Source organism: Peribacillus acanthi (assembly GCF_003073175.1).
GTDB classification, from domain to species: domain Bacteria; phylum Bacillota; class Bacilli; order Bacillales; family DSM-1321; genus Bacillus_BN; species Bacillus_BN acanthi.
Map to the genome: position 1 here is coordinate 144,103 of NZ_QBBX01000001.1, position 24,691 is coordinate 168,793.

Sequence of the window (24,691 nt, forward strand, 5' to 3'; positions counted from 1 at the left end):
CTCGACACCGATAAGCACGCAGCTTCGCTTACGAAAGGAAAAGTAGGCGTCTTGCATGGAGCAAAAATGTATCTCCTTCAAGATGAGGATGGACAGATTGAAGAAGCGCATTCCATCTCTGCGGGGTTGGATTACCCAGGTGTAGGACCCGAGCATAGCTTCTTAAAAGATGAAGGACGTGTTCAATATATGTCTGTTACTGATACTGAAGCGTTGGAATCATTCCAGTTATTATCTAGAAAAGAAGGAATCATTCCAGCATTGGAAAGCTCACATGCGATTGCATATTCAATAAAATTGGCAAAAACGATGAGAGAAGATGAAATCCTTGTTGTTTGCTTGTCTGGTCGTGGCGACAAGGATGTTGAATCCGTAAGACACTATTTAGGAGGAAGCCTATCATGATCAATAAAATTCAACTTTCCATACAACATGCATTGAATAAGGGGGAAAAAGCATTTGTTCCTTATATAATGGCTGGTGATGGAGGGTTAGACTCGTTAGTAGAACGATTGGAGTTTTTAGAACAAGCGGGAGCCACCATCATTGAGATTGGCATTCCTTTTTCAGATCCCGTTGCAGATGGGCCAACTATTCAAGCGGCAGGGCAGCGGGCTCTAGAAAATGGAACCTCATTAAAAGGCATTTTGGCAGCCTTGAGTGAAGTAAGAAAAACAGTCACTGTTCCGTTAATCTTCATGACTTATTTAAACCCTATCTTATCTTACGGTATTGAAGAATTTGCAGAAGTGAGTAAAAGTATAGAATTAAATGGAGTCATCATTCCCGATCTCCCGCCAGAAGAAGAGAGGGAAATAAAGCAAGTACTTATGCAAGCTGATATAACATTAATCCGCTTAGCAACTTTAACGAGTCCAATAGAGCGGTTAAAAACCATCAGCCAAGATGCGGAAGGATTTTTATATGCCGTTACGGTGAAAGGGGTAACAGGTGCTCGCGGTGGTTTTGAAGACGAAGTAACAAAGTTCCTGCAAAGGCTCAAGCAAATGAGCACCATCCCCGTGTTAGCTGGATTTGGCATCTCAACACCCGAACAGGTAAAGGAAATCACTCAATTTTGTGATGGAGTAGTGGTAGGTAGCCAAATCATCCAACATTTTAAGAACGGAGAGAAGGAAAAAATTCACCAGCTCTTGAATGGTCGATTATTAGTAAAATCATATTAATAGAAGAATGAAGAATCAGGGCTAATAACCTTGGTTCTTTTTTAATCAGTTTTATTAAAAATAGTTCTATCTTTAACCTATTCATGATAAAATTATGTTTTGGATATAGAGAAAAGGAGGACTTTTCATGTTTGAAAACTTGGGTCAGCAGGCTATGTTTGGCATCATGTCACATTTGTTTTTTATCGCCATTACATGGTGGGCGCTTCAGTCTTTAAATTTTGATAAGATTCTTCGTGCAAATAAAGTGATTCAAGCTAGAGTTTTGATCATTTTATTAACTCTTGCCATCGGATCAACAGTCAGTGGTTTTTTCTTAGACTATTTGGCATGGTCCAATCAATTACCTTTCCTTTATAAGGAATAAACTAATTATTTTTTCAGTAAATTTGTGAAATTCTGAACAATATTCCAACTGTCCTAACCAGTCATGTCTAAATCTGACGAAATTTCCTCAGTATGTCCTGTTCCTAATTGGCAACAATGGGAATAAGGGGGCATGGACTATTATGAAAAAGATGATATATTTGGTTATAATTGGTTTTGTTTTGATTGTGGCAGGGAATAGTAAGACAGAAGCAAATAGCAGTACTGATTTCATGAAGTTAGTTGAAGTATTACAATCTGAGAACGTCTCCATCCAAGAATGGTCAATTTTGGCTAGAGGGCAAGCTGACATCCTTCGTACGAAAGAAAGTCTAGTAAACTATGTTTCGAGTCTGAAAGAAAAGCTTCCCCATATAGAATGGGAGATCACCGAAGATAAAAATGGCTGGAAGGCTATTGGCCTAAGCCAACAATCTGGCATCAAAGAGAAGCTAGAAATTATGACTACCCCTAAAAATTCCCAAGAGAATTCGTATATCCTCTATGAGGTAACAGGAAACGCACAACTAGTAGAGCTTCAGCACCTTAATAAGGATTACAAAAACAGGATAAAAGACATATTTAGACAAAATCCCACAATTTTCACTTGTATTAAAGGGGAAATCAATGATACGCTAGCAAAGGTTTTATCTTCTAAGGTAGATTCTATTTTGGAAGGGTTCCAAGCTAAAGAAGTTGAGAGTTTAAGAGAAGAAAACTTTGTTTCAGTTTCTGCACACTCTCCGCTTTTTACACAGTTTTTAAATGAAGAACAATTGAACTTGCAAATTGCCATGAGAACTCAAGGAATGGGCGGGCGGACGACTATCGTAGTTGGCACACCCATCATTACATTTGAATATTAATATAGAGATATTGGACGCGGAGGGGAATACTTTTGGAAAAGATCATCGTCCGCGGCGGAAACAGGCTGAGCGGGGAAGTTAAAGTAGAAGGCGCAAAGAACTCAGTTTTGCCTGTTATCGCTGCATCATTATTAGCAAGTCATGGAAGAAGCGTCATTAAAGACGTACCCACTCTCTCCGATGTATATACAATCAATGAAGTGTTGCGCAACTTAAATGCAGATGTTGCGTTTGATAATAATACGATTACTGTAGATGCATCAAGAGAGTTATTTGTAGAAGCTCCATTTGAATATGTTCGCAAAATGCGCGCCTCTGTACTTGTAATGGGTTCATTATTAGGAAGAAACGGTAAAGCACGTGTTGCATTGCCAGGCGGTTGTGCAATCGGTTCACGTCCACTTGATCAGCACTTAAAAGGCTTTGAAGCAATGGGTGCTACGGTTAAGGTCGGAAACGGCTTCTTAGAAGCAGAAGTGAACGGTCGTCTTAAAGGTGCAAAAATCTATCTGGATTTCCCAAGTGTTGGAGCAACGGAAAACATCATGATGGCTGCTGTTCTTGCTGAAGGAACAACAACAATTGAAAACGTTGCGAAAGAACCGGAAATTGTAGACTTAGCAAACTATCTGAATAAAATGGGTGCAAAAGTTAAAGGTGCAGGTACTGCTACTATTAAAATTGAAGGTGTAGACGTACTTCACGGAGCTGAACACAATATTATTCCGGATCGTATTGAAGCAGGAACATTCATGGTCGCAGCTGCGATTACAAAGGGTAATGTACTTGTAAGAGGTGCAGTTCCAGAACACATGACATCCCTAGTTGCAAAAATGCAGGAGATGGGCGTTGAAATCCGTGAAGAAGAGGATGGTCTACGAGTAATCGGCCCTGACGTCCTAAAAGCTGTCGATATTAAAACAATGCCTCATCCAGGATTCCCGACAGATATGCAATCTCAAATGATGGCACTTCTTTTACATGCAAAAGGAACTAGTATGATTACGGAAACCGTATTCGAAAACCGCTTCATGCACGTGGAAGAATTCCGTCGTATGAACGCGGATATTAAAATCGAAGGACGCTCTGTAATTATCAATGGACCTTCTGACCTTCAAGGTGCAGAAGTAGCTTCAACTGATTTACGTGCAGCAGCTGCTCTAACTCTTGCTGGTCTAGTTTCAGAAGGAGTAACACGAGTAACTGAACTGAAACACTTAGACCGTGGCTATGTGGATTTCCATAAAAAGCTTGCGGGCCTTGGTGCAGATATTGAACGTATCAATGAAGAAGATCATTCTGGTAGCGAATCTTTCGTAGCAGACATGAATGCATAATATGAAAAAATGTGAAATCCCGCCACTGTGCGGGATTTTTATTTGGAGTTAAAACTATTGTCATAAATGCTTGTCCATTCCCATAGATTTGAATAGAGAATTAGCAATTTGTCTATTCAATTTGCATGAGGAGGCTCCATACATGAAATCTATGAAACCAGTCATTGCCGTACTAATCACAGTAGCCGTTGCCATCGTCATTATTCCCGCCTTACTCGTCCTACCATTTTCGTCTGATGGAACAAAAGGAAAGCTAATGGAAAACCTGACCCATAAGAAGCAGCAGGAACCTAGTGTAGCAGACCAATTAAATGAATCCTCCGTGGAAGTGGCGGTTTATCGTTCTCAGCAACAAAAAATCGAATCGTTTCCACTTGAAAAATATGTAGCAGGTGTGGTGTCTGCTGAAATGCCAGCGGATTTTGAAATGGAAGCATTAAAAGCTCAAGCTCTAACCGCTAGAACTTACATAATCAATCAATTGTCCGAAAAAGATACGGTAGGTTTACCGAAAGGAGCTCATGTCACAGATACAGTCCTTCACCAAGTGTTTAAAAGTGATGCTGAACTAAAGAAGTTGTGGGGTGGGGACTACACCTGGAAGAAAGAAAAAATTGCTAAAGCGGTATTGGCGACAAAGGACCAGATCCTTACCTATAATGGCGAACCAATCACAGCCACTTTTTTCTCAACTAGCAATGGATTTACCGAAAATTCTGAAGCCTATTGGAAAAATTCATTTCCGTATTTAAAAAGTGTCGAAAGTCCGTGGGATAAAGACTCACCAAAATTCTACGATCGTAAAATCATTTCAATAAAAGACTTCGAAGCTAAACTGGGCGTGAAGCTCTCCAAAGGAAATGAAATCGGTACAATAGTTGAAAGAACACCTGGAAAACGCGTAGGCGCAGTAAAAATCAATGGAAAACAATTAACCGGAAAACAAATTCGGGAAAACTTAGAGCTGAAATCTACGGACTTTACGTGGGAACGAAAAGGAGATCAAATCATTATCTCTACAAAAGGCTATGGCCATGGAGTGGGGATGAGCCAATACGGTGCGAACGGAATGGCTCAGGAAGGGAAAAACTACCGCGACATCGTAACGTATTACTATCAAGGGGTCCAAATCAGCTCATCTACAGCATTCTTGAATACAGTCGTTGCAAATAAATAAAGAAAGAAAGGGATCTCCCGTGCGTTCCACATGCCGTGGTTCGTGTGGGATGTCCCTTTTTTTACATATGGTAAAATGTGAGGCGATTTTGGTAATAAAGGTAGTCCGTTCGGTAATAAAATTAGATTTTCGGTAATAAAACCACCGCGTTCGGTAATAAATCTACATTTAAGGCCTCTTTTCCTAAAAATAGATTGCCCTAGAGTTAGAACTACCCCTTAATCCGTGCCTCTAACTTATTTAACACACTCTTTTTCCTCTTAAAATAATGAAAACGCACATGGAAATAGGCTGCCGTTACTCCAATCAAATCTTTTACTACATCAATAAGGGTAGCTGAACGGTAAGGAACAAAGGATTGGTGGATTTCATCCGTAATTCCGTAGAGTCCTGCAAGGATAGCGGCAATCAAGCTCCATTTAGGAGTTAACCTTCCATTTACGACGAGAGCAACTACGAAAAATAAATATAATAGACCGAACTCTACTAAATGAAGACTCTCTTTAATCATTCGGTCCCAATAAGAATCTGGTAACTCTACGACCGCGTTGTCAGGTAGGCTGGACATAATCCAAATTGCAATCATATATAGGAATGGTAGAGTTGTGAGTGCATAGCGTATTAGTTTTTTCATAGATCTCCCTCTTATTTTTACTTCTACTCAAAAGTGTACCATTATTTTTCAAATCGATGAATAAATGATTCCGACATAGCAAAACATAAGACAAAAAAATTTTTTTCACTTCATGTATATAATTTTCTGAATCTGTTCAGAATGATTGCTGAGGTGATAATCATGAGAGAGGAAGAAAAGAAACGAACTTCTCAAAAATCTGGAATTCAACGCTTCATCGCTAAGCGTTGGGCACTACCGGCAATCTACTTAGGTTGTGCAGCTGCTTTATTAACGGGTGTTCTTTGGTTCCAAAACAGTAACAGTGAATCAACTGCACCTAATGTAGGCTATGGTGACAATGATGACATAGTTGGAAAAGGTCATCGTGAGCCAGCTGTTGAAGTCAACAGCAAAGTAGAAAATTTCAAAATGCCAGTATTGAATGAAGACTCCGCGGTCATCAAGAAGGAATTCTACGATGTAAATGGTAGTAAAGAGGCACAAGAAGCGGCTCTAGTATTCTACAATAATAAATACGAGCCAAACAAAGGAATCGACATTGCGATGCAAAACGGGGAAACGTTTGACGTAGTTGCTTCCATGAGCGGTACAGTCACAAAGGTTCAAGATGACACAATCCTTGGAAACCTGATTGAAGTCGAGCATGAAAAAGGAATCGTTACACGTTACTCATCTGTAAAAGAAATTGCTGTCGAAGTCGGTGACAAAGTAACACAAGGACAAGCCCTAGCTAAAGCTGGACAAAGCTTGTTAAACAGTGAAGCTGGAATCCATACTCATTTTGAAATCCGTAAAGACCAAGTGGCTGTCAATCCAATTGAATTTATGGACAAAAATGTAGTAGCCCTTAAAGAAGCACAGGTTGTAAACAGTAAAGCATCTGCTCTAGATAAAGAAGAAGATGCTGCAGACAAAAACACTGAAGTTGGCGAAGAGGACGATGCTAACGCAGATGACGATGCAGCTGTTGAAGACGAAAAAACTTCTGAAGACGATCAACCTTCAGAAGATGATGATCAAGAAAACCAAAACAACTAACACATTCCCAATGTGACAATAACTGAAACAAAAACCCGTCTCCCCCGACGGGTTTTTTATTGTAGAGAGAAAACCACCCGTTATTACGGGTGGTCGTTATTTTCGTGTGAAAACGACAAATTTCTCGGGAAATAATATTTCCGACAGTGATTGATAGGCTACGATTAGAATTTTTTAAAAAAAGACTCAAAATTGCATATTGGCAAGCTGAGTGGAAAATGCCGTACAATGCAACTTGAATCTCAAGTATGTAGAGTGGAAATGAAAACTCATAAAAGTTTCTCCATTTAGAAAATACGAAGATAGACTGTGAAAAGTTTCAAAAATCTGATATTTTTAAAAAAACATGGCCAATCCCTTGTCCTTCTTATGATTTTCGTGCATATTCCCTTAACCAAGCTAATAAACTGATACAAACCTTAAAAAGAGAGTGTTTGAGGTGAGGAATCGTTTATAACTTTTTGGGGATTTAGTTGAGGATATCTTTCTACGTTGCTTTGGGCACAGTTGCTAAACATATAAAAAGCGAATCTCATTTCACACTTCTCACATCCAATTTGGGGAGGTCGAGTGGTGTGCACGATTACATCAAAGAAAGAACTATCAAGATCGGAAAGTATATCGTGGAGACAAAGAAAACGGTTCGCGTAATTGCGAAGGAGTTTGGTGTATCCAAAAGTACTGTCCACAAGGATTTAACCGAAAGACTACCGGAAATCAATCCGGACTTGGCAAACGAAGTAAAGGAAATATTGGATTATCATAAATCCATCCGCCATCTTCGTGGTGGAGAAGCAACAAAAATGAAATACCAAAGACCTGAAGAAGCAATCAACCAATGATGAGAAAAGAGAGGCTGTTGCCAAAGAAAACAACAATTGGCAAAGCTTCTCTTTTTGTTTTTTATCATATATTTAACGGCGAGTAAGTGGTCAATTTTTAGAATAAATAATATATAAATCTTCACTTTAAGGCCAGCCAATCAGCGAGTGTTCTGCAGTTCACAAATAATAAATAATCACTTTAAATTCGGCTTACTTCCTAGCATTTATTTGTGATAAAATATACAATTAGGACAGAAGTTCGTCATATTGTACGTTTTAGGAGGAAAGTATTAATCATGCTTGCAAGAGATATTGGAATAGATCTTGGGACAGCCAATGTATTGATCCACGTTAAAGGTAAAGGGATTGTCCTAAATGAACCATCCGTCGTCGCAATCGATAAAAATACAAACCGTGTATTGGCAGTAGGTGAAGAGGCGCGTCGCATGGTAGGTAGAACACCAGGTAACATCGTAGCCATCCGCCCATTGAAAGATGGCGTCATCGCTGACTTTGATATTACAGAAGCAATGTTAAAACATTTTATCAATAAATTGAATGTAAAGGGTTTCTTATCGAAGCCACGTATTTTGATTTGCTGCCCGACGAACATTACGAGCGTCGAGCAAAAAGCCATTAAAGAAGCTGCTGAAAAAAGCGGTGGAAAGAAAGTCTACCTAGAAGAAGAACCTAAAGTGGCTGCGATTGGTGCAGGCATGGATATCTTCCAACCAAGTGGAAACATGGTTGTTGATATCGGTGGCGGTACTACCGACGTAGCAGTTCTGTCCATGGGTGACATCGTAACATCTTCATCTATCAAAATGGCTGGAGACAAGTTTGACAACGAAATTTTAAATTACATCAAACGCAAATATAAATTATTGATCGGGGAACGTACTGCAGAGGATATCAAAATTAAAGTTGCAACCGTATTCCCAGGATCTCGTTCTGAATCCATCGACATCCGCGGACGTGACATGGTATCTGGCTTGCCAAGAACAATCACTGTTCATTCCGAAGAAGTAGAGGAAGCATTACGCGAGTCCGTTGCAGTCATCGTACAAGCGGCGAAAAGCGTCCTTGAGCGTACTCCACCAGAATTATCAGCCGACATCATCGACCGCGGCGTTATCCTAACTGGAGGAGGAGCACTCCTTCACGGAATCGACCTACTATTAGCAGAAGAGCTAAAAGTACCAGTCCTTGTGGCTGAAAATCCAATGGATTGTGTAGCGATTGGAACAGGCATCATGCTTGAAAACATCGATCGAATCTCTAAGAGACGATTTGGATAATTAGAAAACTCCAGCTTTGCTTGCAAAGCTGGGGTTTTTTGTATTTGGACTGGGGTTTATTGGTGAGGGGTTCATAATTCTCTGAGGCTCATGCCCTAAAATGATACTGTTTGGTAAAACAACGTGATATTTTGGTAATAAAGTGGCTCGGTTTGGTAAAAAAAGAAGGTAATTCGGTAATAAAACCAACATTTTTGGTAAAAAAATAATTTTATTATCTGCATGGTGCTTTTTTCGGGTATGCAGAGGTCTGAAAGGTATCTCGTGAGTCCTCATGAAGCCAGAAAATGACCATTTTTCTAATCAAAAAGTCCAGGCGAGAGCTGTTTGGTAAAACAACGTGATATTTTGGTAATAAAGAGGCTGCATTTGGTAAAATAACATGAAATTTCGGTAATAAAGCACCCCCGTTCGGTAAAAAACCTAATTTTACAATACACAGTGACCCCTTTTTCATTTCCCAGAGGCCTAATTGTAAATTATACAAACAATAACCTCACATCGTAGTCTTGCACAAAGAAAAGATTATCCACCAAACATTCATTTCTTCTATAAATTACCACCATACTTCCCTCTATTACTTTCTCAAAACCTTAAAAAATTCTATGAGTGTAGCCGATAAGTTGTATATAATGAAAGTATTGATTAAAAAGTGGGACTAGACTGCAAATTTGCGGATTACATAGAGGTGAAAACCATGTTAAGAGGCTTTTATTCGGCTGCTTCAGGGATGCTTGCTCAGCAACGCAGGACTGAGATGCTGACAAATAATATTTCAAATGCGAACACACCAGGATTTAAAGCGGATCAATCAAGCATTCGGGCTTTTCCAGACATGCTTTTAAAGCGCATGGATCAGACTTCAATCCCGACAGAGAAAAAGCTAAACCTGCCTTTTCAGCCTACAGTAGGGTCTCTTAGCACGGGAGTTTATATGCAAGAAGCGATTCCTGCTTTCAAGCAAGGCGATATTACGGCTTCAGATAATAAAACAGATATAGCCTTGGTTGATTTATTTCTGCCTCTGAACGAAGAGAATGGAAAACGCGGCACCGTTATGTTTTCTGTCCTAAACGGTAATGGTGAGCCACGTTATACTCGTAACGGAAACTTTACTTTAGATCAACAAGGCTATTTGACGAATCCAAGTGGTCACTTTGTGCTAGATGATCAAGGAAATAGAATCCAGTTAAAGAGCGATAACTTTGTCGTACAAGAGAATGGGGTAATTCTAGAGAACGACCAGGTGATTGGACGATTGGGAGTAGCTTTTGCGGAAAATCCATATGTATTAATAAAAGAAGGGGATGGACTGTATCGGACAAATGATGGTACCCCTCTGGAAAATGCTTTCGGAAACGCAAATGTACAATTTAAACTGCAACAAGGCTTCATCGAACAATCAAACGTCGATACGGCAAGAACGATGACCGATATGATGACAGCTTATCGAGCATTTGAAGCCAATCAAAAGGTTTTGCAAGCGTATGATCGTAGCTTAGAAAAAGCAGTCAATGAAGTCGGGAGATTAAGTTAGTTATTATATGACTAAAATATCTCAGATGGAGGAATAACCATGAATCGAACGATGATAACGGCAACGAATACTATGAGCCAGCTTCAGCATAAAATGGACATAATCGGTCATAACTTGGCGAACGTTCAAACAAATGGGTATAAAAGAAAAGAGAGCTATTTTAACGAATTACTATTCCAAGAATTTAATAATCAACGGCATGACAAGCTTGAAATAGGGAGGATTACCTCGAATGGAATCCGACAAGGAACAGGGGCTAAACTTAGCCAAGCTCGATTAGTTTTGAATCAGGGAAGTATAAAGGCGACTGGCCGTGATTTAGACATGGCTTTGACAAAGGAAGATTTATTCTTTAAGGTACGAGTGGATGACAGCACTCAATTCACTAGAGATGGATCTTTTTATTTAAATCCAATTACACCTAATTCAGATGATTTAATGTTAGTTACAAGCAGCGGCTATCCTGTGCTAGACGAAAATGACCAGCCAATTGTCGTCAATGGGCCCATTAAAAACCTATCCGTATCAGATAAAGGGTTACTGACGGTTGAAACTGACAACGCTGGAACGCAGTCATTTGGGATTGGGATGATTTCGATTCAAAAACCGGAATACATGGAGCAAAAGACTGGAAATACACTTGGGTTAACAAGTGAAGCCCAAGCACTTGGAATAAATGAAGAAGACATATTCGTTGATGTGACAGGCGGTATTCGAAACAATATTTCCTTACAACCCAGAGCACTAGAAAATTCAAATGTCGACATGTCAAAAGAAATGACGGATTTAATCAATGTGCAACGCCACTATCAATTTCAAGCACGTTCTGTTTCAATGGCCGATCAAATGATGGGATTGATTAACGGAATTCGTTAAAGGAGTGTGGCAATTTCATTATGGATCAAGAACAAAAAAGAATATCAAGAGATGCATACAGAAAAGAAAAACGTGCGGAAAAACGAATACAAAAACGCTTTGTTCGGATTAGGCTTATTCCAATATGGTTACGATTAATCATAGGTACCATTCTTATTGCTTTAGCTTTATTAGCAGGTGCATATGTTGGATATAGCATGTTTGGGGACGGAGATGCGAAAGACGTTTTTAAAAAAGAAACATGGACTCATATTATAGATTTAGTGAACAAAAATATCTAATCTATAAAAAACTTTTTGGAGGTATTTATGTACGATATTAATCAAATTAAGGAAATTATTCCTCATCGTTACCCATTTTTATTAGTTGATCGAATCCTTGAACTAGAAGAAGGTCAACGAGCGGTAGGAATTAAAAACGTATCCGCAAATGAAGAGTTCTTTAATGGTCATTTTCCGGACTATCCAGTAATGCCAGGAGTCCTTATTGTTGAAGCACTTGCTCAGGTGGGAGCAGTAGCCATGTTGATTAAGGAAGAAAATAAAGGAAGACTTGCTTTTTTTGCTGGAATTGACAATTGTCGATTCAAACGCCAAGTCAAGCCAGGAGATCAACTTCGCTTAGAAGTAGAAATCATCCGATTAAAAGGCCCAATTGGAAAAGGAAAGGCAGTAGCAACAGTTGATGGCGAAGTGGCATGTGAAGCTGAACTGACTTTTGCATTAGGTGGGAAAAAGGAAGAGTAATAAACAGGTCTTAAGACCGTCATGATAATACAAGAAATGTAAAATGGTCAAACCAATTATTCATTTTTAATTAGGAGTGTTTATTTTATTTTAATATAGTGTAAATTATATACTAACAAGTTGAATTTACTTGTATTACGAATGAATATTATTGGTCTGGTAAGCCATTTCATTCTTTCTTGTTTTGGTTAAGCTATTGCTTGACCACTTTTTTTTGCCTTGAGAATAATTTTATCCTTCTCAATTTTTAAAATTGAGTATAATTAATTAAAATAAATAACCATGCAACATTTCTCCTTTGGTTGGGCAAAATACGAACTGACCGTACATTAAGGTCCAAACAATAACAAAGGAGGCAATTACTTTGAACAAAAAATTATTAAGCATCATCGGAAGCTCTCTATTGTCTGCAATGCTACTAACAGGTTGTAATGTGAACGATAACCCGCCGCCGGAGGAAGACACAAACGTCGAAGATCAAGACATGAATGATAATCTTGATACTGACCTAGATAATGATGCTGATATGGATGGAACAACTAACGATACAAACGTACCTGGTGATGGTGATCCAGCGTTGGATCAAAATACTAATCAAGAAGATGCAGTAGAAGATGAAATTGACCGCAAAGACGCGGATAATAAAGACGAATAGTAGAAATAATAAGGCAAGAGCTTAAGCTCTTGCCTTATTATATTGAAAGCATTAAACTAATACGGTACAATCAATACTGAGCAAACATTTAGAATTTTTAAAAATAATATAATTTTTCCAACGCAATAATAGGGTTATTATTACAATACTTCGTTACGTTTTTAATTTCATCGTAATTATTATATGTTTTATAAATATTTTATGATAATATTTTAAAAAGGTAGAGGACTAATTTTAGGAGGTACATTCTACACATGTTGAAAGAACTTTCATCAGGCATAAAGATTAGCATCAGCCGCTCGATTTCAACTGCTTTTGAACAGTATATGAATAAAATCGAATGGGACGAGGATAAAGCTAATATAGAAGAGTTTGCGAATGATTGGAAAGAATATATAAATAAAAATGCATCCTGGTACGATAAAGTGGATGATCAAACTAAAGCCAACCCTACTTTCCATGAAGAGCTTGCAGTAAAAATGAATGAAACGATTGAAAAAATACTTACTGAAGAGCCAACTGCTGAGCAAATAGAAGAAATTGAAAAGCTAGCTAAACAGTTAAAGATTGAGGATCCATCATATTCTTGCCGAGCAGAAGCAAGATATGTTATTGATAAATTGAACAGCCAACTTCAAGAACAATAATTTAAATAAAAAAAGGTGCTCTCTAGCTTGAGCACCTTCTATTTGTAATGAAATTATTATTTTTTCGAGCTTGAAGAAATTTTTGGTCTAATACGAATCTTTCTTTTAAATTCTTCAACAAGTTGCTCACCTTGTACTCCTTGCTGAACAAGATTTTCAAGTAAGAGCTCCGCGTACTCAATCTTTAAGTTTTTTAAATGACCTTCAAATAAGATGCTGTAATAATTTTGAACTTTCTTCTTGTGAAGAATTTTTGTTTCAAATGCAGCAGGATCATTTTCTTTTTTAGTAATCACAACTTGAATCCAAATGTTATCCTCTTTTAAGAACGGTCCAATTCTCTGAAATTCATCTTCCGTAACAAACGCTTCCAGTAACCATCTATTATGCTCATCCTCTTTATTGATAATGAGTCCATCCTGTAATTCCACATCCTCGGTTTGCTTTATACCTGTCATGATTTGAAAGGAAACAAGTTTAAATGACTTCATATAATCCCTCCATTCTTCAACATCTTGATACGTTCCAATTGGTACATCCATTATAGCATATTAAACGATAAAAGCACTTTTACAACATCTCTGATAAAAAATGAGCCATTTTCCCGAAATTTGTCGAACACTTATTAAAATTGAATTTTATTGAAAGAAATTGTCAAAGTTTCGTTTGAAATTCATTATTTCCCAAGAGCAAAATGAATATTTCCCTTAAAAAATCAGTTGAAAATTAAATTTTTGCTAATTTTACAACAATTTATTCTCCGAGTAACATCAAGATAACAAGACGAAAGGAGAAAACAAAATGATCAATCAAGTAATTTTAGTAGGGCGACTGACAAAGGATCCCGAATTGCGTTATACACCAGAAGGAAAAGCAGTTTCCAATATTACCTTGGCCGTAAACCGAAATTTCAAAAATGCAGATGGTGATTATGAAGCAGATTTTGTTCATTGTACCATCTGGAGGCGTAGCGCTGAAAACCTGGCTCAATATTGTCAAAAAGGATCCTTAGTCGGAATATCAGGGAGGATTCAGACACGTAACTATTCCAATCAAGAAGGAAAGAAAGTGTACGTAACGGAAGTGGTAGCCGAAGGGGTGAAATTTTTCAGTAAGGTAAACTCTTCACCAAAAGAAAGAGAATTAATCGAAATTTAAAGGAAAGGGCGAAAATGTTGATGAGAGAAGAAAATGTAAGAGTGGAAAGAATCGAAGAATTATTAAGTGATTTAATTCGAATCCTTGCTAAAAGTCATGTGAAATCGAGCAGAAATGATGACATATTAGTTTCCATGCGAAAAATTTTAGTGAATATAGACAACAGATTAGAACATGTGGAATGTCATGTTTTTCCTGGAATGATTGGAAGCACATCCAAATCAAATTCCCTACAAACACAATATTTGCTCCTCTCAAATAGATGATCCTCATAGTTTAGCCTCATAGTCTCCGATAAAAATACAATATTTCTACGTAAATTGATTTCCCGCGATACACCCGCCCTCACTATTTGCTGCATTTGCAGCTTTTTTTATTATATGATTTTTTCAATAAATTACTATAAATTAGTTATTATCACCTATACTTCTAAAGGGATAATGGGGACTATTTGACCTTATTTGCTAGGAAACTAATATGGTAGATTTTTAGTATATTAATAATTTTCTGACAATATACTAGGGGGTTACCAATTTTGAGGAAAAAACACTTTGCAATTTTGTGTGCATCGTTGCTTGCATTGTCAAGCGCAGGGACAGGAACGGCTGCTGCATTACCAACACAATTGGACAAGCATACTGCTAAGCAAACTCCAAAGACTGTAGTAGCAGTTAAGAAACAGGAGCAAGAAAAAATTTATTTACCAGATCAAAAAGTACGTGTCATTGTGGAAATGAAAGAAGAATCTGCCATCGAGTTTGCCCAAAAACAAGGAAAACGATATAAAGATCTTGATAAAAATACAAAAAACAAGCTCCACGCTGAAAAAAAAGCTGGTCAAAAGAAAGTAAAGGATAAAGCAAAATCGAAGAATGTTAATTTTAAAGAACTAGAAAGCTTCACAACCGTTGTCAACGGATTCAGCGTTGAAACGGAATATAAGAATATTACAGCTCTAGCATCCATTGAAGAAGTAGCCAACGTACATATTGCAAATGAGTACCAACGCCCTTTAGAAAAACCCGAAATGATTTATAGTAAAGAGCTTGTTCAAGCGCAAGAAGCTTGGCGTGACTATGGATATAAAGGGGAAGGAATGGTAGTCGGTGTCATTGACACAGGTATCGATCCATCCCACCGAGACATGGTGTTAAGTGAAGGAGTGGAAGGGGAAATTTCATCAGCAGAGGTGGCAGGTGTTAAATCTGCTAATGGCTTGATGGGTAAATTCTACTCGGAAAAAGTCCCTTACGGCTATAACTACATGGATGATAATGAAGAAATTCTGGATTTAGGTCCGGATGCTTCGATGCACGGAATGCACGTAGCGGGTACAGTTGGTGCAAACGGTGATGAAGAGAACAAAGGTATTAAAGGAGTCGCTCCAGAAGCACAATTACTTGCATTAAAAGTATTCGGAAATGACCCAAATATGCCTTCTACATGGGGTGACATCTATGTAAAAGCCATTGATGAAGCCATCATTTTAGGGGCAGATGTCTTGAATATGAGCTTAGGATCGACTGCTGGATTCGTTCGTCCTGAAGATCCTGAACAAGCGGCGGTACAACGTGCAGTGGACAATGGAATCTTAATGTCTATCTCTGCGGGTAACTCTGCACACTTTGGAAATGGATTTGCTAACCCATTAGCATCCAACCCGGATATTGGTGTATCAGGATCTCCAGGTGTATCATTCAATTCTTTGCAGGTAGCATCTGTAGAGAATAACTTTATGGACCTAGATGGAGCTAGCTATACTACAAGTGGCGGAGTAACAGGAGTGGCACCCTTCTTATCCGCAAGCAGCATTCATCCTAATGACATAGAGCAGAAAACGTTCGATGTAGTGTATGCAGGACTAGGAAAACCGGAAGAACTAGCGTCTGTAGATGTGAAAGGGAAAATTGCTTTAATCAAGCGTGGGGAGCTGGCGTTTGTTGACAAGGCAAAAAATGCCCAAGCTGCAGGAGCGGCAGCAGTAATCATTTACAATAATGCGGATGGATATGTAAGCATGGCATCTGACCCAAGCATCACGATTCCACAATTATTTATGCTGAAATCTGACGGTGACAAGCTTCAAGCTCAACTGGTGGCTGGAAACAGAGTGTCCATCTCCTTTAATGGCGAAAAAGCCAAATCAGCAAACCCTGAAGCAGGAAAAATGAGTGCATTCTCATCATGGGGAATGACACCGAACCTGGACTTCAAACCAGAAGTCACAGCACCGGGTGGCCAAATTTATTCTACCTTAAATGATGATCAGTACGGCATGATGAGCGGTACTTCGATGGCTGCACCACACGTAGCGGGTGGATCAGCTCTTGTTCTTCAAAGAGTGGAAAAAGACTTTAAAAATGTGAATGGTCTAGAAAAAGTGAACTTAGTGAAAAACCTATTGATGAATACGGCAGCTCCACTTATCGATAAAGGAACTGTAAACAACGCTTTCAAATGGAACCTACCATATTCACCAAGAAAACAAGGTGCAGGAGTCATGCAGTTACATTCAGCGCTTCAAACTCCTGTTGTGGTGACAGCGGCGAATACAAATGAAGGCAAAGTCGCGTTAAAAGAAGTGGGAAATCAATTCTCCTTTACGCTAAAAGCACAAAACTACAGCAGCACGGATGCCCAATATGATGTAGCGGCTAATATACAAACGGACTTTGCCATCGAAGGTCAACTTGGATACAGTGCAAACGTCCTGGAAACGCAAAAAATTCTTGATGCAATCGTTAAAATAAACGGTGAAGACTCTAAAGTCATCACAGTTCCAGCAAATGGTTCTGTTACCTTCGAGGTTACGGTAGATGTTTCTCAAGCTAAAGTGGTGGAGCCTTCCATCACAGGAAGCTGGACAACACCTGTCGACATCAATAAAGTTTTCCCGAATGGATACTTTGTGGAAGGGTATGTAACATTGAAAGATTCTTCTGATTTAAACGCAGAGCTTCATGTGCCATACGCAGGGTTCAAAGGTGAGTGGGACAAGGCTCCTGTATTGGATGGAACGATTTATGATGAGAGCTCCTTCTATGGCATGGCAGGCGCAGTCTCCAAATCTGCTGATACTTATAATTACTTAGGATATAATCCAGTAGATGATTCGTTCAACGGCCAATATATTGCTATTTCTCCAAACGGAGATGGCGTACAGGATGAATTAATCCCAGTACTATCATTCTTAAGAAATGCTAAACAAGTAGAGTTTAATGTACTAGATCAAGATAGCAAAGCAGTCCGTAAGCTACGTACTGAATTTGAACTACGTAAAAACTATTACGATGGTGGACGCAGTGCGAACTATTCATTAGACCCTGCACGCCAGTGGGACGGAAAAATCAATAACCTAGTAGCAAAAGACGGCCAATACTATTTCGAAACGAAGGCTGCAGTAGATTACGAGGGTGCTGAATTCCAAAGCTATAAGATTCCTGTTTTAGTAGATACGGTGAAACCAACTGTAACAGCTAAGGGAGATGCGACTGGACGTACGCTGACTATCCAAGCGGCTGATACAACGGGTGGAGCGGGAGTTTCCTACCTAGATATCTTGGTAGATGGAAACTCTATCTTAACAGCTCCCTTAGCTGCCGATACGACAGAGTTTGTATTACCTGAAACGGTAAAAGCAGGTGCAAGAGTGGAAGTTGTAGCGATTGACTTTGCTGGAAATACGGCAACTGCAACGGTGACAGCTGGAAGCGGGGAAGTCCCAGTTGAGGATAAAACGGTTCCGTCTGTATTCGTAAATGATCCTGCAGCGCTATCGACTTACAACACCAATACTGTTCCCGTCAACGGCTATATTGTTGAGCCTTCAGGATTAAAAGAATTCACGATCGCTGGTAAGCCTGTTGCATTAACGTACAATGAGGAAAAGGGTCAATATGAATTCTCCACGACTCTAACATTGGCTGACGGTGTTCACAGCTTTGAGGTCAAAGCAGTCGATAACGCAGACAACGCTATCGCATTCAAGCGTTCTGTCATTGTGGATTCAACAGTACCAGTTTTAAGCATCACTGGACTTCCGAAAAAGAACACAGTCGGTGCAACCGATCCGAATCCAAAAGTAGACGTGAAAGTAACAGACAACTTTGATGAAATTCGTCTATATCTGAATGGCAACGAGATCTTCTACCAGCCATTCAAAGAGCCATACGCGATGAGAGCATTCAGTAAAGTGATTGAAGATGTCGAACTACCGCTTGTAACCGGGAAAAACGACTTCACTTTCGAAGTTACCGACTTAGCGGGTAACAAAACGACAAAAACAATTACAATTACAAAACAAGCTCCAAAAGGAAAAGGGAAATAATAAGCAGAGAGGGACTGACCGTTTTGAGGTCAGTCCCTTTTATATAGGCTTGGAGTTCGGTAATATACAGAGGCTGATTGGAGAAAAATTCTGCCCTGCCCCGCAAATGGTAAAAAACCTATTACGTTCGGTAAAAAAATCATGCATTTCGGTAAAAAAACCGATGAGTTCGGTAAAAAACAGAGGCTGAACGGTAAAAAAGTCCCGCCAGCCCCGCAAATGGTAAAAAACCAGTATCACGTTCGGTAAAAAAATCATGCATTTCGGTAAAAAAACCGATGAGTTCGGTAAAAAACAGAGGCTGAACGGTAAAAAAGTCCCGCCAGCCCCGCAAATGGTAAAAAACCTATCGCGTTCGGTAATAAAATCATGCATTTCGGTAAAAAAACCGATGAGTTCGGTAAAAAACAGAGGCTGAACGGTAAAAAAGCCCCGCCCCCCGCCCCGCAAATAGTAAAAAACAAAATCAATCCAGAGAAACTGGAGTCAGTCTCTATAATAAAAAGCCACAATTAAACCAAAAAAATCAAATCCACCCTAATCAATAGGGTGGATTTAATTCACTTATCTCGATTTTCTCAAACCTGATACGAATGTCTCCAAAAACTCTCCTGCTTTTTGTTGTTCTTTTAAAGGGTATTGGTCCAGATTTAATAGGGATTGCTTCAATTTGGGTACTTTTTGCAGTAATTCTTGAATGGTTTGTAGATCCCCATTCGAGGTACGATAGGCTGTTTTTTGTTCTCCTGTTTCTCCAATAGGTGTATTATCCGTGAAGTAACTAAGAGGCACATTGAATAATTCGGCATACCTATGAAGTATTTCTTCCTTTGGCTCTTGCTTGCCCGTTTCATACTTGCCGATAGCGGAACGGCTAATATTCAATTTGGAAGCAACCAGGCGTTGTGGCCAATCCCGCTCTTTACGTAATGCTCGGATTTTTTCAGGTAATGACATGTAAATTCCCCGTTCATCAGTCATTGTCGTTTAATTCCACGTTACAATGATTAATGCTATAAAGGGCGTTTTGATAGTTTAAAGAACAAATTGTTCTGTTCTTATTTGGAACATATTAAATTACCAAACATAGTCAAATCAATTTTTCACTTTAAACATATGAAAAACACGGGCTAAAAAATGATAGATTCTCTTGTCTAAATATGTAAAATTATTCCTAAACAAGTGTTGATGGGAGATAGGGAAAATGGAGTTTGTTTATCTTTTCAATGCAGATCGTATTATTGTAAGAAAGAAAAAGAAAGAGTCCAAAACTTTATTAAAAAATACATTTTACGATGCATTGCAATATATAAGGCACAACACTAGTCATAACTTTGAAACCACGTCGTTAAAAAATTTAACCCACAGTCAATATGAAATAGCAAAGGTCATTGATTTTACGAATATCTACGAGCAGCGTGAAACATATGCTCCTAACAGGTTAGAGAACGTTCTACCCTATTTCATGTTTGAAAAACAATCTAAAGTCACATTCTTCGTACCATCTATGGACTCGCAACAACCTGTTTCACGAACGAAACGAAAAAAACCTCAGGATAGTCAATCATGCAAGAAATTACCTTCCTTACAGTCTTAACATCCCAAGGCTTAAATTCTATGATAATGAAACCAAATCCTTAATTTCATCTGTAGATAGCTCAGTAATCCAATTATCACTTTGGATAATTTCATCATTCAAGGCTTGTTTCTTTTCTAACATATTATCGATTTTTTCTTCGAGCGTACCCGTACATATCAGCTTATGCACATGCACAAATCGCTTTTGTCCGATTCGATAAGCACGGTCAGTTGCCTGATTTTCAACCGCCGGATTCCACCAACGGTCAAAATGGACCACATGGTTGGCAGCGGTCAAATTCAAACCCGTTCCTCCCGCTTTCAAAGAAAGGATGAAAATTGGATACAGGCCATTTTGGAACGACTCAATCATTTCATCACGCTGCTTTTTAGGAAGACTCCCGTTCAAGAACGGAACTTTAATGCCATACTCCTGCTGCAACAGCTCTTGCATCATTTCACCCATACCAATGTATTGGGTAAAGATAAGGCAGCTTTCGTTTTGCTCCATCACAGCGTCCGTCAATTCAAACAGCTTGTCGAGCTTAGCAGACCGCTCCCGAGCCAATAATACCTTTTGTTCCTTCAAATACAGGGCGGGGTGATTACATAGCTGCTTCAATTTAGTCAGCATGCCAAGGATCAGTCCTTTACGTTCAAAGGCTGACAACTTTTCCACTTCGGCAAAAGTATCCTTGATAAGCTGTTCATATAGCGAGGCTTGCTCTGAGGTCAGGGGAACATACTCTTTCTGTTCCAGCTTATCCGGTAAGTTCAATGCCACATCTTCATCTTTTTTCGTCCGTCTTAATAAGAAGGGCTGAATCAACTTTTGCAGTTCTTTGATTTTTTCCGTCTTGCCATCTTTCTCAATGCTGTTGACGTATTTTTCTTGGAATTGACGCAATGTACCAAGATACCCTTTATTGATAAAATCAAAAATCGCCCACAACTCGCTTAATCGGTTCTCCATAGGGGTTCCCGTTAGCGCGATATGGTGGCGGCCCTTCAACTTACGAGCGGCTTTCGATTGCTTCGTCCCAGGATTTTTGATATTTTGCGCTTCATCCAAAATGACACTGTTCCATTCAATCGGTCCTAGCTCTTCAAAATCGGAGTGTGCCATTCCAAAGGAGGTCAGTACGACATCGTATTTTTTTATAAAAGGAGCAAAATCCTCCCCTTTTTTGCGATTGCTTCCATAATGAAGATACACATTTAAGGAAGGCGAAAATTTCTCCAATTCTTTCTGCCAATTTCCTAAAACAGAAGTAGGGCAAATAATCAAAGTAGGTTGACCAGTCGTTTCCTTAGTCTCTTTTACGGCCAACAAATAACTAATGACCTGAACGGTTTTTCCAAGCCCCATGTCATCAGCCAAGCAAGCTCCAAATCCATGCTTACGTAAATACATGAGCCAGCTTAGTCCTTGTGTCTGGTAGGGGCGAAGGGACCCATGCAAGCTATCTGGTGCCTCGGTAATTGGAATGCTCTTTGTTTCTCTCAGCGAACTCATTAATTTCTTTAAGTCTTGATTAAGCTCGAATTGGATTTTTAATAAATCATCCTCTAAATCGTCTTCCTCTGGTGCTTCATCTAACAGCTCCTGGTAAAACATCTCACTTAACGGAATCCCTTTTTGATCGGCCGTTTTCATCATCGTTTGTAGTTGCTTAATCATGGCAGGATCTAACTTGACCCATTGACCTTTAATATAAACAAGTCGTCGTTTTTCTTGGACTAGTTTATTAAATTCATCCTCCGACAAATCTGCTCCGTTCATGGAGAAGCGCCAGTCAAAGTCCATTAACGCATGGAGTCCAACATAAGATGGGCCTCTTGAAGAAGTGCTCTTAACTTTAGCCTTTAGCTTAATTTGTGAATCACGTATAGCGGTCCACCAAGAAGGTAGGAGGATTTCCGCTCCAACAAACAACAGCTTTTCGCTTGCTTCGGTTAAAAATTCCCAAGCTTCTGCTTCCGTTAATTCGTCTTTCAAAGCTCCGTTTTCTCCAAGCCACGGTACAAGTTCTAGCCATCCAGCCAAATCTTCATCGACTGTCTCAAGGTAATTTTTCCATCCGCGCGGAAGCTTTTTCATTCCTTGGGAGAGGGTCACGATCGTATCATCTTTTTTAGATTGCAAGACCACTTCTAAAGTCCATGGTCCTTCGCCGTCAGCGGGCTCCACAATTTGCAATCCTGTTGTAAAGGGACGCTCGTCTTCTTGAAAGCCGAGCCATTTATTCCAGCGATCTTGTGTAAAATAGGCATGGAGTTCTTCAGGAGCTAACTGGGCATTCTTTAATGCATCCATCGCCTTGTTCCACTGATCATGGTGATTCGAATATTTTCTAAGATAAGATTCTGCGGCTCCATTGAACCAGGCTTGAACAAAGTCGGTGTTAGATATGGTTTCACCTACGTCTACTGAATCACCCCAAAATGATGGTTCAAACTCTTCCTTCACGTCCTCCGGTAAATTCCAACCAATATTGCCTTCCCGAAGCTGGCTGAAGTCAGGAGTAGGAAGCCCGTTTTGCATGGATTCCGCCAAAACGGGTGCGATCGATAAACAAAGGAAAGAGGCTTCATCCCATTCCCATTCAATAAATGACTGAAAGTGTTCCTGTGAAAACAGAGATAACAATCCCCAAGCGTCCACGATCACACCATTTTGTTGATCATCGTACTGAAGCTGGGTTCCAAAGTAACTGGCTTGATCCCATAGGAATAATTGTGGGAAAACCTTTCTGGCCTGTAGCGGAAAATGGTCTCGATCAAAGGCGCTAATTAAATACTGCCCATCCGCCGCTAATGTAGTCTTGATCAGCACGTGATTAAACATGGATTAGTTTTCCCCTTTGTAGTTCTTCTTGGAAGGCTCGTAACCTTTTTGTCGATTCTTGCAACTGGTTGATATAGGAAAGGAAGGCGTCTTCCTGCTTTAATTTTTTGTATACGGTACGGAGCTTCTTTAAATAGCGAACCGCGTGTTTATAGCTTGCTCGGTTTTTGGAAGAAATCGATTGCTCCACGACACGATGGTACAATGGAAGAAGCACGGCAGGTTGTTGGGCATGAACGCGTTTAAGAATATCTGTTCCAACTTGGTCAGCGTCAATATCCATATAGGTAACTAGCTCTACCCATTTTTCGTATTGCTCACTTTCAATTAAAAACTGAGCGTAGGGATAATAACTGAATGGGAGAGAGATTCGATAAAATTTCTCCAATAAATCGTACCGTTTTGTTTTTTTGCAAAAAACCGTAATAGGAGATGTGATGCTTCGGACAAAATCCATCGATTCATAGTAATTTCTAGAAGTGCTCAAAAACTCGTTCACATGTTGAATGATAAACTCGACAAACGGCAATGCTTTCATTTCCTCATCTAAATCGTTCAACGAAGTAATCCAGAAATACATATAAGGGCATGCGCTTGCATCTAAACGATTCAATAAAGTCACGACTTCTTCATGAAGGTTATTCAAGAGTGAAAGATGAATCGTAGCAATTAACAATGGTTGATTATCGGAATCATGGATGATAGATTTCAGGTATTTCAGCTCTTGTTTACGCCATTCTTGATTGCGTAAAAGGACAGTCCAAATTGTACGATATAAGTCCACTTGTTGATAAAAAAGTTCTTCTTCTGTCATCAAGGAATGAGTATCTTGATGAATGCCTTTAAAAAATTCGTCAAACGCAAACGGACGAGCTTGATTGGAAAGAAGAGCGACATAATCATACATTCCGTCCGTCAAATCCTCGAGCTCGTTTTCGATAAAAATCCTAAATGAATTCGGGTTCTCGATTTTACCTATCTCCTTAAAAGCGAGCAAAAGGGTTTGAAAATGGATAATAAATAGGTAAAGGGTTTTCCACTCCCGTTCTAAAGGAGCCTTTTGTTTCAATTTATGTATATAATTCTTCCATTTCTCATGAAGAACATAGCTAGGGTATCCTGAGTGGGCGAATGATAGTATGTTTTCTTTGAAACTTTCGTTTATGTAGGTTTTCCAGGCTTCATAAGTTTTCGGTAGTGCAGCAGCTGAATCTAAGAGGGTATGAGCTTTTTTTAGCTCAAAAGTTGCTCGTTTTCCGTACTTCCACTTTTCAACCCATTCAGTGACGCTTCCAACCTTTTCATATGCTTGAAAGAAAACAGCTAGTACATGGCGGCAAAATCCTTCTTTATTACAACTGCAAGTACTGTTTGCAGGAAACAGTAAATCCAAATTCACCTCGACTGGAGTTACGTCTTGAACCTTGGCAGCGATCACTGTTTCCAGGTGATCTAACTTAAAAACCAAACCTTGTCTATATATAAGAAGTCCACGTTGAACAACCTGAACATCATCGGACTCCTGAGCATTCAAATCATCCTGCAAAATCTCACCCATATGCAACAAATCATTCATCCCACAAACCTCC

At 39.3% G+C, this 24,691-nt stretch carries 23 protein-coding genes and 1 pseudogene; 19 read left to right on the forward strand and 5 right to left on the reverse strand.

What is annotated here, in order from left to right; all coding sequences use genetic code 11:
• The 6 genes and pseudogenes from DBX25_RS21010 to spoIID all read left to right on the forward strand — a co-directional run.
• Positions 1–405: pseudogene (locus DBX25_RS21010) on the forward strand (tryptophan synthase subunit beta); the annotation flags it as partial.
• Complete coding sequence (gene trpA, locus DBX25_RS00810; protein ID WP_108668879.1) at positions 402–1,187, forward strand: tryptophan synthase subunit alpha; 786 nt, start codon at positions 402–404, stop codon at positions 1,185–1,187. The pseudogene DBX25_RS21010 and the gene trpA, both read left to right, overlap by 4 nt.
• Positions 1,188–1,314: 127 nt before the next feature.
• The gene (locus DBX25_RS00815; protein WP_108668880.1) at positions 1,315–1,554 is read left to right on the forward strand and encodes a DUF1146 family protein; all 240 of its coding nucleotides are present in this window, start codon (positions 1,315–1,317) and stop codon (positions 1,552–1,554) included.
• 142 nt (positions 1,555–1,696) lie between these two features.
• Complete coding sequence (locus DBX25_RS00820) at positions 1,697–2,419, forward strand: YwmB family TATA-box binding protein (RefSeq protein ID WP_108668881.1); 723 nt, start codon at positions 1,697–1,699, stop codon at positions 2,417–2,419.
• Positions 2,420–2,451: 32 nt separating this feature from the next.
• Positions 2,452–3,756 carry a UDP-N-acetylglucosamine 1-carboxyvinyltransferase gene (gene murA, locus DBX25_RS00825; RefSeq protein ID WP_108668882.1) on the forward strand — a complete coding sequence of 435 codons (1,305 nt, stop codon included), beginning with the start codon at positions 2,452–2,454 and terminating at the stop codon, positions 3,754–3,756.
• Positions 3,757–3,898: 142 nt separating this feature from the next.
• Positions 3,899–4,933 (forward strand): stage II sporulation protein D, encoded by a 1,035-nt coding sequence (gene spoIID, locus DBX25_RS00830; protein WP_108668883.1) that lies wholly within the window; start codon positions 3,899–3,901, stop codon positions 4,931–4,933.
• A gap of 211 nt (positions 4,934–5,144) precedes the next feature.
• Here spoIID and DBX25_RS00835 read toward each other — a convergent pair whose 3' ends face one another.
• Positions 5,145–5,567, reverse strand: coding sequence for a VanZ family protein (locus tag DBX25_RS00835; RefSeq protein WP_108668884.1), 423 nt, complete (start codon positions 5,565–5,567; stop codon positions 5,145–5,147).
• Positions 5,568–5,729: 162 nt separating this feature from the next.
• Between DBX25_RS00835 and DBX25_RS00840 the strand changes: the two genes are divergently transcribed.
• The 9 genes from DBX25_RS00840 (at position 5,730) to DBX25_RS00885 (ending at position 13,191) form a co-directional block, all read left to right on the forward strand.
• Positions 5,730–6,608, forward strand: coding sequence for a stage II sporulation protein SpoIIQ (locus DBX25_RS00840; protein ID WP_108668885.1), 879 nt, complete (start codon positions 5,730–5,732; stop codon positions 6,606–6,608).
• A 575-nt stretch (positions 6,609–7,183) separates the two neighbouring features.
• Positions 7,184–7,450 carry a sporulation transcriptional regulator SpoIIID gene (spoIIID, locus tag DBX25_RS00845; RefSeq protein ID WP_108668886.1) on the forward strand — a complete coding sequence of 89 codons (267 nt, stop codon included), beginning with the start codon at positions 7,184–7,186 and terminating at the stop codon, positions 7,448–7,450.
• Positions 7,451–7,728: 278 nt separating this feature from the next.
• Complete coding sequence (gene mreB, locus DBX25_RS00850; protein WP_108668887.1) at positions 7,729–8,730, forward strand: rod shape-determining protein; 1,002 nt, start codon at positions 7,729–7,731, stop codon at positions 8,728–8,730.
• Positions 8,731–9,427: 697 nt separating this feature from the next.
• Complete coding sequence (locus DBX25_RS00860) at positions 9,428–10,267, forward strand: flagellar hook-basal body protein (RefSeq protein WP_108668889.1); 840 nt, start codon at positions 9,428–9,430, stop codon at positions 10,265–10,267.
• A 39-nt stretch (positions 10,268–10,306) separates the two neighbouring features.
• On the forward strand, positions 10,307–11,143 hold the full coding sequence (locus tag DBX25_RS00865) for a flagellar hook-basal body protein (protein WP_108668890.1): 837 nt from the start codon (positions 10,307–10,309) through the stop codon (positions 11,141–11,143).
• A 20-nt stretch (positions 11,144–11,163) separates the two neighbouring features.
• A complete protein-coding gene (locus DBX25_RS00870) occupies positions 11,164–11,424 on the forward strand; it encodes a DNA-directed RNA polymerase subunit beta (protein ID WP_108668891.1) in 261 nt (86 codons plus the stop codon).
• 27 nt (positions 11,425–11,451) lie between these two features.
• Positions 11,452–11,889 carry a 3-hydroxyacyl-ACP dehydratase FabZ gene (gene fabZ / locus DBX25_RS00875; RefSeq protein WP_108668892.1) on the forward strand — a complete coding sequence of 146 codons (438 nt, stop codon included), beginning with the start codon at positions 11,452–11,454 and terminating at the stop codon, positions 11,887–11,889.
• Positions 11,890–12,322: 433 nt separating this feature from the next.
• A complete protein-coding gene (locus tag DBX25_RS00880) occupies positions 12,323–12,544 on the forward strand; it encodes a hypothetical protein (RefSeq protein ID WP_240620098.1) in 222 nt (73 codons plus the stop codon).
• Positions 12,545–12,798: 254 nt separating this feature from the next.
• Complete coding sequence (locus DBX25_RS00885; RefSeq protein ID WP_108668894.1) at positions 12,799–13,191, forward strand: hypothetical protein; 393 nt, start codon at positions 12,799–12,801, stop codon at positions 13,189–13,191.
• A 56-nt stretch (positions 13,192–13,247) separates the two neighbouring features.
• Here DBX25_RS00885 and DBX25_RS00890 read toward each other — a convergent pair whose 3' ends face one another.
• Positions 13,248–13,682, reverse strand: a complete 435-nt coding sequence (locus tag DBX25_RS00890; RefSeq protein ID WP_108668895.1) for a YwpF family protein — start codon at positions 13,680–13,682, stop codon at positions 13,248–13,250.
• 310 nt (positions 13,683–13,992) lie between these two features.
• Here DBX25_RS00890 and ssb point away from each other — a divergent pair, with 310 nt between their 5' ends.
• The 3 genes from ssb (at position 13,993) to DBX25_RS00905 (ending at position 18,676) form a co-directional block, all read left to right on the forward strand.
• A complete protein-coding gene (gene ssb, locus DBX25_RS00895; RefSeq protein ID WP_108668896.1) occupies positions 13,993–14,349 on the forward strand; it encodes a single-stranded DNA-binding protein in 357 nt (118 codons plus the stop codon).
• A gap of 14 nt (positions 14,350–14,363) precedes the next feature.
• The gene (locus DBX25_RS00900) at positions 14,364–14,615 is read left to right on the forward strand and encodes a hypothetical protein (RefSeq protein ID WP_108668897.1); all 252 of its coding nucleotides are present in this window, start codon (positions 14,364–14,366) and stop codon (positions 14,613–14,615) included.
• A 269-nt stretch (positions 14,616–14,884) separates the two neighbouring features.
• A complete protein-coding gene (locus DBX25_RS00905) occupies positions 14,885–18,676 on the forward strand; it encodes a S8 family serine peptidase (protein ID WP_240620099.1) in 3,792 nt (1,263 codons plus the stop codon).
• A gap of 564 nt (positions 18,677–19,240) precedes the next feature.
• On the opposite strand, the gene DBX25_RS00910 is transcribed toward DBX25_RS00905, so the two are convergent.
• Positions 19,241–19,633 carry a helix-turn-helix domain-containing protein gene (locus DBX25_RS00910; RefSeq protein WP_157950820.1) on the reverse strand — a complete coding sequence of 131 codons (393 nt, stop codon included), beginning with the start codon at positions 19,631–19,633 and terminating at the stop codon, positions 19,241–19,243.
• A 247-nt stretch (positions 19,634–19,880) separates the two neighbouring features.
• Here DBX25_RS00910 and DBX25_RS00915 point away from each other — a divergent pair, with 247 nt between their 5' ends.
• Positions 19,881–20,273 carry a hypothetical protein gene (locus tag DBX25_RS00915; protein ID WP_108668900.1) on the forward strand — a complete coding sequence of 131 codons (393 nt, stop codon included), beginning with the start codon at positions 19,881–19,883 and terminating at the stop codon, positions 20,271–20,273.
• An 18-nt stretch (positions 20,274–20,291) separates the two neighbouring features.
• Here the strand turns inward: DBX25_RS00915 and DBX25_RS00920 are convergent, their stop codons facing one another.
• Complete coding sequence (locus tag DBX25_RS00920) at positions 20,292–23,102, reverse strand: DEAD/DEAH box helicase (protein WP_108668901.1); 2,811 nt, start codon at positions 23,100–23,102, stop codon at positions 20,292–20,294.
• Positions 23,095–24,678: an SWIM zinc finger family protein gene (locus tag DBX25_RS00925; protein ID WP_108668902.1), complete on the reverse strand. Its 1,584-nt coding sequence runs from the start codon at positions 24,676–24,678 to the stop codon at positions 23,095–23,097. Before DBX25_RS00925 ends, DBX25_RS00920 begins: the two co-directional genes overlap by 8 nt.
• Between the last annotated feature and the right edge of the window lie 13 nt (positions 24,679–24,691).

Excerpts from the sequence above, each read along its gene's own strand:
- ssb (WP_108668896.1), top strand. The coding sequence starts at position 13,993 with ATGATCAATCAAGTAATTTTAGTAGGGCGACTGACAAAGGATCCCGAA.
- DBX25_RS00860 (WP_108668889.1), top strand. The coding sequence starts at position 9,428 with ATGTTAAGAGGCTTTTATTCGGCTGCTTCAGGGATGCTTGCTCAGCAA.
- DBX25_RS00920 (WP_108668901.1), bottom strand. The coding sequence starts at position 23,102 with ATGTTTAATCACGTGCTGATCAAGACTACATTAGCGGCGGATGGGCAG.
- mreB (WP_108668887.1), top strand. The coding sequence starts at position 7,729 with ATGCTTGCAAGAGATATTGGAATAGATCTTGGGACAGCCAATGTATTG.
- spoIID (WP_108668883.1), top strand. The coding sequence starts at position 3,899 with ATGAAATCTATGAAACCAGTCATTGCCGTACTAATCACAGTAGCCGTT.
- DBX25_RS00910 (WP_157950820.1), bottom strand. The coding sequence starts at position 19,633 with ATGTCATTACCTGAAAAAATCCGAGCATTACGTAAAGAGCGGGATTGG.
- trpA (WP_108668879.1), top strand. The coding sequence starts at position 402 with ATGATCAATAAAATTCAACTTTCCATACAACATGCATTGAATAAGGGG.
- DBX25_RS00840 (WP_108668885.1), top strand. The coding sequence starts at position 5,730 with ATGAGAGAGGAAGAAAAGAAACGAACTTCTCAAAAATCTGGAATTCAA.
- DBX25_RS00885 (WP_108668894.1), top strand. The coding sequence starts at position 12,799 with ATGTTGAAAGAACTTTCATCAGGCATAAAGATTAGCATCAGCCGCTCG.
- DBX25_RS00925 (WP_108668902.1), bottom strand. The coding sequence starts at position 24,678 with ATGAATGATTTGTTGCATATGGGTGAGATTTTGCAGGATGATTTGAAT.
- DBX25_RS00835 (WP_108668884.1), bottom strand. The coding sequence starts at position 5,567 with ATGAAAAAACTAATACGCTATGCACTCACAACTCTACCATTCCTATAT.
- DBX25_RS00890 (WP_108668895.1), bottom strand. The coding sequence starts at position 13,682 with ATGAAGTCATTTAAACTTGTTTCCTTTCAAATCATGACAGGTATAAAG.
- DBX25_RS00820 (WP_108668881.1), top strand. The coding sequence starts at position 1,697 with ATGAAAAAGATGATATATTTGGTTATAATTGGTTTTGTTTTGATTGTG.
- fabZ (WP_108668892.1), top strand. The coding sequence starts at position 11,452 with ATGTACGATATTAATCAAATTAAGGAAATTATTCCTCATCGTTACCCA.
- DBX25_RS00900 (WP_108668897.1), top strand. The coding sequence starts at position 14,364 with ATGTTGATGAGAGAAGAAAATGTAAGAGTGGAAAGAATCGAAGAATTA.
- DBX25_RS00815 (WP_108668880.1), top strand. The coding sequence starts at position 1,315 with ATGTTTGAAAACTTGGGTCAGCAGGCTATGTTTGGCATCATGTCACAT.
- DBX25_RS00865 (WP_108668890.1), top strand. The coding sequence starts at position 10,307 with ATGAATCGAACGATGATAACGGCAACGAATACTATGAGCCAGCTTCAG.
- DBX25_RS00915 (WP_108668900.1), top strand. The coding sequence starts at position 19,881 with ATGGAGTTTGTTTATCTTTTCAATGCAGATCGTATTATTGTAAGAAAG.
- DBX25_RS00870 (WP_108668891.1), top strand. The coding sequence starts at position 11,164 with ATGGATCAAGAACAAAAAAGAATATCAAGAGATGCATACAGAAAAGAA.